We start from the raw sequence: 9,887 nt of genomic DNA, 5'->3' as shown, positions 1-9,887 counted from the left end.
ACTTCGGCAGAGCATCTGCCGTCATCAAAAACCGCGAAAACATCAAACGCAAAACAATCCAGCATCGACGCTTGATGCACCATAGGCTTGCCGCATAACATCAACCGAACGACGAGCAGTGCTCTCCACTAATCAAAGCGCCAATCTGAGCCAAAGCATCGGACGACGGACAATGGCAATTGCTGCCAAGATGGGAAATGGCATCGATACGAGTGACAGGCTGCAGAAGAGCTATATGCCGGTCAACATTGCAACAGTGCGAGAAGCTGATGAGGCCCGTCGTTTGGGCCGAAATAAGCTAGCGTCAGGCCACAATGAGTTCAAAAAGTTGAAACTCTCGGCAGGCAAGAGTTGAAACTCGATGCCGAACCGAAAGGTGGCACGCGATTTATTTCAACGATTTCAAGGAAATAAATGGCGCGAGAGACGGGGCTCGAACCCGCGACCTCCGGCGTGACAGGCCGGCGCTCTAACCAACTGAGCTACTCCCGCAGCGCTTGCGAACTCTCGTTCGGCGCAACGTGAAATTCATCTACTGGACTATTCGACCAAAGGAAAGGTGCATGCTAAAAAATATTGCGATCACTGTGCCTTAGACGTGGAAAACTCTGTCAAAGGCCTGCCCCTGACATCCAGCTGGATGAGCGCAGTACTAGCTCGGAGCAACCTCCAAGCGCGCGAGCAGAGAAGCGGCGTGATTGAGGCTTGCCCCGCTCGATACCAGCATGGTGGGCAGTGTGAGCCATTCCAGAGCCCACGCAACGCCTGAACGTTCATTCTCATGGATCATCGCAAGATTGAGTGTGCCCGAATGCCCCGCAACCTGCGTGGCTAAGGTCACCAAAGCTTCGGCAGTTACGGGATTGGATTTGTGGGCCATCGCAGACGACGATCCGCCGCCAGTTAGGCGGACAGCGCCGATTTCATTTTGCGCAAGGAGGGCCACATCCATGCCGATCTTCCCTAAAATGCCCGTTATTTGAACGAGGATATTGCCGAGGCCAACGATCTGATCGCGCTGACTGTGCCACGGCTCTGCGAGACCGAGATCCAGCATTTCCGCCATGTGCCGAGCAATTGCATCGCCATGCCCTTCAAAACTAGTTCGATCACCCACTGGGCCACCCAATTGGATCACCAAAAGCGACTGTCGCAACGGCCGCAAGCCTTTCAAAATGCGCCCGAGCGGTTCACTCCAAGTGGCGAGTTTGGCGCTCCAGGTGGACGCTAGGGCAATTTGCATACGCGTATGCGCCAGGTAAGGCCTATTCCCGAATTCAGCCTTCATCTCGTCTAATCTGGTCAGAAGCTGAGAGATCCGCTCCTCATAAATCGTAATCACCGTCGCCACTTGCAACATAAATGCAGTGTCGACAGCGTCTTGGCTCGTCGCGCCCTTATGCAAATACCCAGTGGCAGACGGCGATAATCGACTTTTAAGCTGCTTAATCAGTGCGGGGATGGGTACGCCATCGCGGGCCATGCCGAGTTTGAGGTCGTCCCAATCTACCGAGAACTGTGCGAGCACTGTTTCAATTTCTTGCGCGGCGGCTTCGGGAACAAAGCCAGCAATGGCACTAGCTTGCGCTAAAGCGACTTCAAACTCCAAGTAACCGCTGACTAGCGCATCGCTACTGAGCAGCGCCTCGATTTCCGGATCACTGGCAAATGCCGACAGCAGGTTATTCATAGCCAGTGACCCAAAAATCAGATGTCAAAAAACACGGTTTCGCCTTCGCCTTGCAGGCGAATGTCAAAATGATACGCGAGCGTGCCATCTGCGTCATCTCGCTTTGCGACAAGCGTTGCACGACGACGTGGGTCCATGATTTTCTTTAGGACATAGTCAGCACTATTGGCTTCTGCCTCGTCGTCAAAATAAACCCGGGTCTGCAGACCAATATTGACGCCACGCGCCACGATCCACACGCTGATATGCGGAGCCATGAGCGTGCCATCCGGCGCTTGTACGCGACCGGGCTTGACGGTGTCGAAGAGGAACGATCCGTCCTCCTGGGTAGGCTGTCTGCCCCATCCGGTAAACAGCGGCGGGGTGTCTCCTTGCTGCGGATAGTTGCCCTCGGCATCAGCTTGCCAGATTTCGAGTACGGCATCGGACACAGGCGCTCCGGAACCATCGATAACTCGACCGCGTAGAGCAATGCGCGGGCCGTTATAGCCCTCAGCCAACATGGTCTTGCCGGTGTCTTCGGCGATAACGCCGGTAATGCCACAAAAATTAGGCGTCATGCCGATGTGGACATATGGGCCAGCGGTCTGCGAGGGGGATTCTTTTAAAACAGGGATTGGGTGCAGCATCAGTTCCCCTCCAATTTGTTTTCGAACATGGTGGAGCGGCGGCCTCTCAAGACAATATCGAAACGATAGGCCAAGGCGTCCATCGGCGTCGTATTCATTCTGTCCAATCGGGCGATCAACTGATCAATCGCGCTCTTGTCAGGAATCGTGCCCACAATCGGGCACTGCCAGATCATCGGATCGCCCTCAAAATACATCTGAGTGATGAGCCGCTGCGCGAAGGCATGGCCAAACACCGAGAAGTGGATATGTGCCGGGCGCCAGTCATTGCCGGTATTTGGCCAAGGGTATGCACCGGGCTTGATTGTGCGGAAACTATAGAAGCCATTCTGGTCCGTAATAGCGCGGCCAAACCCGCCAAAATTGGGATCAAGAGCGGCGAGATAGCCTTCCTTCTTGTGACGATAGCGCCCGCCGGCATTGGCCTGCCAGAACTCAACCAGAGTGTTCGGAACCGCGCGCGCGTTCTCGTCCAACACCTGACCATAGACGATCATGCGCTGACCAATGGCTTCATTCCCATCCTTAGCAAAGTTGCGGATGAGGTCATTGTCCAGCGCACCGATTGGCTCATGACCGAAAGTCGGACCACTCATCTCCGACTTGGTTGGCCCCATAGCGATGAGGCTGTGCTGAGGGGAGCGAAAGGTGGAACTCTTATACCCCGGCGTCGCCGCAGGCGGATGCCAGTCGCGATCTCGCTGAAACAATACCCCGTCGTCTCCGGGTAAGATTATACCGCTCATCTGTCCTCCCCCTGGACCTTTTTGAGTTCTTCTTTAGCCAAGCGAAACGCTGCGTTGGCCGACGGAACTCCAGAATAGATTGCAACATGCATCAGAACTTGCGCCAAGTCCTCTTGCGTGGCGCCTGTATTGGCTGTTGCGCGTACATGCATGGCGAATTCTTCTTCGCGGCCCAATGCCGCCAGGATTGCCAAGGTGATCAAAGAGCGTTCACGTGGCGTCAAATCTGGGTTGGACCAAACCGTGCCCCACGCGGTTTCGGTGATAAAAGTCTGAAAATCCCGATCCAGATCGGAAATTCGAGCTGTTGCCGCATCCACATGCTTGTCGCCCAAAATGGCGCGACGCGTTTTCATACCTTGCTCGAATAGTGCTGAGTTAGGCATGACCATGCCCTTCCAAAAAAGATTGAATATGACGAGACAGTTGGTCCGGCGCCTCTAAGCTCGGAAGATGCCCCACCTGTTCGAGCAGAATATAGCTGGCGTCCGCGATGCGATCGGCACTTGCTTTTACCAGCGCAGGCGGGGTTGCCTGATCGTCAGAACCCGCGAAAACAAGTGTCGGCACTGAGATATGATCAAGGGCCGATGTCAGATCAGCGTCCCTTAATGTTGCGCAGGTTGCAGCATAACCTTGCGCGCTGTTCTGCAAGAACTGCCGACGCCAGACACTCCAAGCTGCAGTATTATCTCGCGCAAATCGAGGGCTGAACCAGCGCGTCATGATTGCATCAGCAATTGGCTCCACCCCATAAGTCAATACGGTCTCCATCCGCTCGTTCCAGAAGGCTTCGGTGCCGATCTTTGCCGCGGTGTTGCAGAGGATCAGCGCATCAACCCTTTGAGCGCAGCGCTGCACCACGCCTTGCGAGATAAGCCCACCAATCGACACGCCGCACAGAGCAAAGCGGTCGAAACCAACATGGTCAACCAGCACCAGAAAATCGTCGACCTGATCTTCAAGAGTATATGGTCCGCGCGGCACCGCGCTCAAACCATGCCCTCTGAGATCGTAACTCAAAACACGATAGCGCTGAGCAAGATGGGAGATCACATCATCCCAAATTCGGCAATCGGTGCCGAGCGAGTTGACCAAGACCAGCGCAGGACCAAGTTTTGGACCACACAGCCGATAGTACAGCGCGCCCGAATGTCGTTCTAAGAAAGCCATACCGTCCCCCTAACCTGAGACTAGGGAGAAACATGCGCGAAGGTAAAATGATAACTTCAGCCCTAAATATAACCCTCAAATTATTTGACGAGCGAGCGAAACGCAGCGATCCTCAATAAACACCCGCCTTTTATAACTAGGAGGACAGTTTGAGCGGCCGCTTGGTAGACCCACGGATAAAAATTCGCCACCTAGTCTGCTTCCTCGAAGTGGTCCGCCTTCGCTCGATTGTCGGGGCTGCTGAGGCTCTGAACATAAGTCAGCCGGCGGTTACGAAAACCGTTCAGGACCTCGAAGAGATTTTGGGCGAAGCACTCTTTGATCGCAGTAAACGTCGGCTTGCGCTGACAGGATTAGGTGAAGTCTTCTATCGCTACACCTCGACCAGCATGTCAGCGCTCCGGCAAGGGATCGACGCCACGCGCCGCTCATCCCAGGCGACGACTTTGCGGGTCGGCGCCCTACCCTCAGTATCCGCGCGCATTTTGCCCAAAGCCGTTCAGCAATTCGCCCAAGCCGTGCCCGATGTCGTGACCCGCATCATTACCGGTCCAAATGGACACTTGCTCTCGCTTCTGCGTACCGGCGATGTGGATTTTGTCATCGGCCGCATGGCGGATCCGGCTGATATGCTCGGCCTCTCCTTCGAGCATCTCTACTCTGAGTGCGCCGTCGCGGTCGTGCGCAAAGATCACGAGCTGCTCGCCCGTGACCACCTCGATTTGTCTGCCGTGGCGGACTACGAAGTCCTATTGCCGCCGCCAGACGCTTTGATCTATCCGTTGGTGTCGCGGCTGTTTTTGGCACACAATGTCATCGATCATAAGCGCCGGGTCGAAACCGTATCAGATGCATTTGCGCGCGCCTATGTGCGCAGCACTGACGCAATCTGGTTTATATCCGAAGGTGTCGTCGCCAATGATCTGGCTGAACATCAGCTCGTCAAACTCCCCTTAGATTTGAGTGAGACAGTCGGGCCGTTAGGGTTCACCACCCGCACCGATGTCGATCCGAAGATCGATGTCACGACGCTGATGAACATGGTGCGCGAGCGCGCTGAGGAGATCAGAATGCCTCCTAACGCCGAATGATGTTTTGCCGATCCGCCCGCACTTGCAGTGGAGACTTCCCCAAATGTCGCGTCACGAACCGCGCGAAATAGGCCGGATCATCAAACCCGAGTTCGGACGCCACAAGTTTGACGGACAGATCTGAAAACATGAGATAGCGCCGCGCCTCCGTCGCCAGTCGTCGATTGATCACTGATTGCGCGGAACTGCGAAGCATCGCGTGGCAGACCCTGTTGAGGTGCGTATGACTGACCCCCAGCTGTTGGGCCAAAACCGAGACACTGCGTGAGCTGCGATAGGTTTGCTCGACCATTCCTCGAAATCGATCGAAGAGAAGCTGATTGCGTTGCAATGGGCTATCGGACTGGATGGACGCAGCTGAAGCACGCTCAATCGCCGCGAATAGCAGCGTTAGAAGCGCGTTTTGTACGAGTTCATGTTTCGCGCCAGGACTGCGCAATTCACCGATCACTTGGTCGACCAATGAGCGCGCGTCAACCACGCAGCGAATGACCAACGCCTGGTCAAAAGCAAAGCCTAAAGCGCGAATATCAGTTTCAAAAAGCGTAAGGACAAGTCCGTCCACCTCCTCCGAAAACCAGTATTCGTGCACCACCATTGTCGGGATCAGCACGAGATCACCAGCCTGCAACGAGACTTGAACGCCGTCCAACACCGCTGTCGCCGCGCCACCATCGATCACCAAGACCTGCAGCAATTGCTCATGGCGATGCTTCTCGATGTGGAAGCCATGTAACCGGCTGCGGGCTTGAATGGTCTCCCAATGCAGCCATTCGTGCGGGTCGGTCAGCTCACCGTAAAGCGTGTAAGTCGGAATATGTGACATGTTCAGATCGTCCAGCTTTTTGTCGCCCTGATCCATTCACCAGACCACATTTGGAGCGCATCCTGCAAGCGAGGGGGATCGTTCTATGCGTACGCAGGTCGTTACTATCGGAGCCGGCCCAGCTGGCCTCATGCTCGGGCGCCTTTTAGACATAGTGGGCATTGCCAACATTATTCTGGAGCGCAAGACCGGTGATTATGTCCTCCGGAGAATCCGGGCTGGCGTGCTGGAGCAGAGTTCTGTCGATCTGCTCAAGACAGTCGGGGCGGCCGAGCGCCTACAAAGAGAGGGAATAGTCCATCACGGCACCACGCTCAGCTACGGCGAAACCCACCATCGCATCGATTTCACCGAACTCGTTGGACGACATGTGACCGTTTACGGTCAGACCGAAATCACACGCGATCTCATGGCACTACGCCCGCTTGAGACGACAATCTATGAAGCGGAAGAGGTTGAACTTCACGATCTTGATGGCTCCCCAAGCGTCTCATGGACAGAACACGGCGTGCGCAAGACCGTCGCGTGCGACTTCATCGCGGGCTGCGATGGCTATCACGGCGTAAGCCGAGCGAGTGTGCCGCAGAAAGCGCTCAGCATCTTTGAGAAAGTCTACCCGTTTGGCTGGCTGGGCCTACTCTCTGACACGCCGCCTGTCGCGCATGAATTGATCTACGCGCACCACCACCAAGGCTTCGCCCTGTGCTCACAGCGCTCGCCAACTCGCAGTCGCTATTATGTCCAAGTCGGCGCCTCGGAAGATGTATCGAATTGGAGCGACATTCGCTTCTGGGATGAACTGCGTTCGCGCCTCTCTCCAGAAATCGCCGAACAGGTGGTCACAGGCGCCTCACTGGAGAAGTCGATCGCGCAGCTGCGCAGTTTTGTTGTTGAGCCGCTGCGTTTCGGAAGGCTGTTCTTGGCGGGGGACGCTGCCCATATCGTGCCCCCCACGGGGGCGAAGGGCCTCAACCTCGCTATGTCCGATGTGGCTCTTTTGGCGGAGGCTTTGACGGAGGCACTTATCGGAAAATCCACTGCAGGAATCGACCATTATTCGCCCCGCGCACTCGCCCATGTCTGGAAGGCAGAACGCTTTAGTTGGTGGATGACAAACCTGCTCCATGTCTTCCCACAGCACACCGCGTTTGAGCACAATATGCAGAGGGCGGAGTTCGACTATCTCATCAGCTCCACCCATGCTCAACGCTCGCTGGCAGAGAACTACACGGGCTTAAGGTCTTAGAGTTTCACATAGAAAAGCCCCGCCAACACGGGCGGGGCCTCATAGTTCATCGCGGCAGATTATTTGCCTTCAGCAGCAATATACTCGCGGGCCTTTTCGACCAGTGCTGGACCATCAACTCCGATGGCTTCCATCTCCTTGTACCAATCCGCGTAGGTTGGCTCGGCTGCGGCCACCCACTGAGCCGTCTGCTCAGCATCGATCTGAACGATATTGTTGCCAGCCTTAACCGCCAGAGAAAGACCGGTGGCATCACCATTGTCCATCACACGACCGAACTGGCGGGACAGCTCAAGACCACTGTGCTCATCGATGATCGCCTTCAAATCATCGGGGAGGTTGTTGTAACTGTCATGGTTCATGAACATGCCAAATGTCTGGCTGTAGAGACCATAGTCACTGGTAAAGCCGGTGTGGTTTTTGACCAGTTCGGCGATGCGCAACGATGGCGTCACTTCCCACGGAACCGTGGTCGCTTCGATCACGCCTTTGGACAGAGCTTCTGGAGTCTGCGTTACCGGCATACCGACCGGCTCTGCACCCAAAAGACGCAACATGTTGGAGATAATACGCGATCCGCCGCGGACCTTCATGCCCTTTAAATCTTCCAAAGAATTGATCGGATCGCTGGAGTGGAAAAGACCAGGACCATGGGTGTGCAGCGCAAGCACCTTGGTATCAGCGACTTCATCCGCTGCGTTGTCCATGACGTATTTGTAGAATGCAGCCGACGAGGCTTCGCCCGACGTCAGCAGGAACGGCAATTCAAAGGCTTCCGCCTTCGGGAAACGGCCCGGGGTGTAGCCCAGAATAGTCCAGATGACGTCGACGACGCCGTCCTTGGCCTGATCGTACAAGTCGGCAGGAACGCCACCCAACTGCATGGCAGGATAGAGTTCAAAAGCGATACGGCCGCCCGAGGCTTCACTAACGATCTTGGTCCAAGGCTCGATAGCCTGAGCAGGGATAGTCGCCTGCGCCGGGAGCATCTGGTGAATGCGCAGTGTCACTTCCTGAGCAAAGCTCGTGGATGACATGGCGAGCGCCGCGAGTGCGCCCAGAAGCAGAGTGGTCTTTTTCATAATCTTCCTCCCTTTAAAAGGCCGAGAAATTTCCCGGCAAAAATGCCTGCGCGTGCTTTCCTCCAAAGCCACGCAGGCAAATCGCTAATACACCCACCAAACCATGCATAAGGTTATGGCAGGGAACGCCACCAGGATTATGGTTCGAACTATGTCGCTGATGACAAAAGGAATAACCCCAGCATAAGTGTCCGAGAGCTTGGTCTCAGGGGACATTGAGTTGATGATGAACAGGTTCATGCCCACAGGTGGCGTGATCAGGCCAACCTCTACCGCGATCAACACAATGATGCCGAACCAGATACCGAACTCATCTGGTGTCATGCCGAAGTCCAGAACCATCATCATGGGGTAGAGGATCGGAATGGTCAGCAGGATCATAGACAGCGAGTCCATAACGCAGCCCAAGATGAGATAGAACACGAGGACAATCGCCAGTACGACCCAAGGATTGAACGCCTGCTCGCCAATCCAATTAGCGGATATCTGCGGCAGCTGTGAGAGCGCTAGGAAGCTGTTCAGAACCGCCGCGCCGAAGACAATCAAGAAGATCATCGCTGTCGAAGCTGCGGTCGAGAGCAGCGCATCGCGCACATTGGCCCACGTCAGGGTCCGGTTCGCCAGCGCAATCAAGCCCGTGCCCGCAGCGCCGATCGCGGCTGCCTCAGTTGGCGTAAAGAGGCCCGTGTAGATACCGCCGATCACCACAAGAAAGACGGCAAGCACCGGCCATATCTCGAACAGAGCCCTAAAGCGCTCACCATATGGCTTGCGTTCCAGTGTTGCCCCTGCGCCCGGCCGAACGCGAACATAGATTGCGATAACAATGATGTAGCCTATGGCAGCAAGGATGCCTGGGATGAAGGCAGCCATGAACAGCTTGGCGATATTTTGCTCGGTCAACACTGCAAAAATGACCAAGATCACAGACGGCGGGATCAAAATCCCAAGCGTCCCGCCGGCGGCAACGGTGCCGGTGGCAAGGCTATCCGAATAGCCATGCTTTTTCAGCTCGGGCAACGCAATACGCCCCATCGTGGCCGCCGTCGCCAAGGATGAGCCAACAATCGAGCCAAAGCCCGCGCTGGCACCGATGGCAGCCATGGCGACCCCACCCTTGCGATGACCGAGCCAAGCTGTTGCAGCTGTGAAGATTTTACTCGACAGCCCACTCAGCGTTGCAAACTGCCCCATCAGCAGAAACAGCGGAACAACGGAAAGGCTGTGCGACGCAAATGTACTGTAGCTCAGCGACTTGAACTGCGACATGACCGGATTGAAGGTCTTGGTCACCATCCAGGAGCCAAAGATGCCGACGATCATCATCGCCAAGCCGATGGGGACACGCAGAAAGACGAGAATGAGAACAACGGGGATGCCAAGCAGCCCCAACATGACGTTAAA

The 9,887-nt window shown here is 55.5% G+C and carries 11 protein-coding genes and 1 tRNA gene; 3 read left to right on the top strand and 9 right to left on the bottom strand.

Going from position 1 to position 9,887, the window contains the following annotated elements; translation table 11 throughout:
• Positions 1-172 precede the first annotated feature (172 nt).
• Entirely contained in the window at positions 173-355 is a 183-nt protein-coding gene (locus tag JHL21_RS15490; protein WP_200214450.1) for a hypothetical protein, read from the top strand.
• Positions 356-415: 60 nt separating this feature from the next.
• Here the strand turns inward: JHL21_RS15490 and JHL21_RS15485 are convergent.
• The 6 genes from JHL21_RS15485 to pcaD form a co-directional block, all read right to left on the bottom strand.
• Positions 416-492: transfer RNA gene (locus tag JHL21_RS15485), tRNA-Asp, on the bottom strand.
• 160 nt (positions 493-652) lie between these two features.
• Positions 653-1,690, bottom strand: a complete 1,038-nt coding sequence (locus tag JHL21_RS15480; RefSeq protein WP_200214448.1) for a 3-carboxy-cis,cis-muconate cycloisomerase — start codon at positions 1,688-1,690, stop codon at positions 653-655.
• Positions 1,691-1,707: 17 nt separating this feature from the next.
• Positions 1,708-2,319 (bottom strand): protocatechuate 3,4-dioxygenase subunit alpha, encoded by a 612-nt coding sequence (pcaG, locus tag JHL21_RS15475; protein ID WP_200214447.1) that lies wholly within the window; start codon positions 2,317-2,319, stop codon positions 1,708-1,710.
• A complete protein-coding gene (pcaH, locus tag JHL21_RS15470; RefSeq protein WP_200214445.1) occupies positions 2,319-3,065 on the bottom strand; it encodes a protocatechuate 3,4-dioxygenase subunit beta in 747 nt (248 codons plus the stop codon). The genes pcaG and pcaH overlap by 1 nt, the downstream gene beginning before the upstream one ends.
• Positions 3,062-3,457, bottom strand: coding sequence for a 4-carboxymuconolactone decarboxylase (pcaC, locus tag JHL21_RS15465; RefSeq protein WP_200214443.1), 396 nt, complete (start codon positions 3,455-3,457; stop codon positions 3,062-3,064). The genes pcaH and pcaC overlap by 4 nt, the downstream gene beginning before the upstream one ends.
• Positions 3,444-4,238 (bottom strand): 3-oxoadipate enol-lactonase, encoded by a 795-nt coding sequence (gene pcaD / locus JHL21_RS15460; RefSeq protein WP_200214434.1) that lies wholly within the window; start codon positions 4,236-4,238, stop codon positions 3,444-3,446. Before pcaD ends, pcaC begins: the two co-directional genes overlap by 14 nt.
• Before the next feature lie 149 nt (positions 4,239-4,387).
• On the opposite strand from pcaD, the gene pcaQ reads away from it, so the two are divergent.
• Positions 4,388-5,329 carry a pca operon transcription factor PcaQ gene (pcaQ, locus tag JHL21_RS15455; RefSeq protein ID WP_200214432.1) on the top strand — a complete coding sequence of 314 codons (942 nt, stop codon included), beginning with the start codon at positions 4,388-4,390 and terminating at the stop codon, positions 5,327-5,329.
• Here pcaQ and JHL21_RS15450 read toward each other — a convergent pair.
• The gene (locus tag JHL21_RS15450) at positions 5,316-6,155 is read right to left on the bottom strand and encodes a helix-turn-helix domain-containing protein (RefSeq protein ID WP_210338923.1); all 840 of its coding nucleotides are present in this window, start codon (positions 6,153-6,155) and stop codon (positions 5,316-5,318) included. The two genes, pcaQ and JHL21_RS15450, sit on opposite strands and share 14 nt — an antisense overlap.
• An 85-nt stretch (positions 6,156-6,240) precedes the next feature.
• Here JHL21_RS15450 and pobA point away from each other — a divergent pair, with 85 nt between their 5' ends.
• Positions 6,241-7,401 (top strand): 4-hydroxybenzoate 3-monooxygenase, encoded by a 1,161-nt coding sequence (gene pobA / locus JHL21_RS15445; protein WP_200214428.1) that lies wholly within the window; start codon positions 6,241-6,243, stop codon positions 7,399-7,401.
• A gap of 59 nt (positions 7,402-7,460) precedes the next feature.
• On the opposite strand, the gene JHL21_RS15440 is transcribed toward pobA, so the two are convergent.
• Entirely contained in the window at positions 7,461-8,483 is a 1,023-nt protein-coding gene (locus tag JHL21_RS15440) for a TRAP transporter substrate-binding protein (RefSeq protein WP_200214427.1), read from the bottom strand.
• 84 nt (positions 8,484-8,567) lie between these two features.
• The gene (locus tag JHL21_RS15435) at positions 8,568-9,878 is read right to left on the bottom strand and encodes a TRAP transporter large permease (protein WP_200214476.1); all 1,311 of its coding nucleotides are present in this window, start codon (positions 9,876-9,878) and stop codon (positions 8,568-8,570) included.
• Positions 9,879-9,887 lie beyond the last annotated feature (9 nt).

This window comes from Devosia sp. WQ 349K1, from assembly GCF_016595685.1.
In the GTDB taxonomy this organism is placed as follows: domain Bacteria; phylum Pseudomonadota; class Alphaproteobacteria; order Rhizobiales; family Devosiaceae; genus Devosia.
This window is presented reverse-complemented; position numbering and strand designations above follow the sequence as displayed.

What these genes read in the sequence shown, in the direction of transcription:
- JHL21_RS15490 (WP_200214450.1), top strand. Translation starts at nt 173, where the DNA reads ATGGCAATTGCTGCCAAGATGGGAAATGGCATCGATACGAGTGACAGG.
- JHL21_RS15480 (WP_200214448.1), bottom strand. Translation starts at nt 1,690, where the DNA reads ATGAATAACCTGCTGTCGGCATTTGCCAGTGATCCGGAAATCGAGGCG.
- pcaG (WP_200214447.1), bottom strand. Translation starts at nt 2,319, where the DNA reads ATGCTGCACCCAATCCCTGTTTTAAAAGAATCCCCCTCGCAGACCGCT.
- pcaH (WP_200214445.1), bottom strand. Translation starts at nt 3,065, where the DNA reads ATGAGCGGTATAATCTTACCCGGAGACGACGGGGTATTGTTTCAGCGA.
- pcaC (WP_200214443.1), bottom strand. Translation starts at nt 3,457, where the DNA reads ATGGTCATGCCTAACTCAGCACTATTCGAGCAAGGTATGAAAACGCGT.
- pcaD (WP_200214434.1), bottom strand. Translation starts at nt 4,238, where the DNA reads ATGGCTTTCTTAGAACGACATTCGGGCGCGCTGTACTATCGGCTGTGT.
- JHL21_RS15450 (WP_210338923.1), bottom strand. Translation starts at nt 6,155, where the DNA reads ATGTCACATATTCCGACTTACACGCTTTACGGTGAGCTGACCGACCCG.
- pobA (WP_200214428.1), top strand. Translation starts at nt 6,241, where the DNA reads ATGCGTACGCAGGTCGTTACTATCGGAGCCGGCCCAGCTGGCCTCATG.
- JHL21_RS15440 (WP_200214427.1), bottom strand. Translation starts at nt 8,483, where the DNA reads ATGAAAAAGACCACTCTGCTTCTGGGCGCACTCGCGGCGCTCGCCATG.
- JHL21_RS15435 (WP_200214476.1), bottom strand. Translation starts at nt 9,878, where the DNA reads ATGTTGGGGCTGCTTGGCATCCCCGTTGTTCTCATTCTCGTCTTTCTG.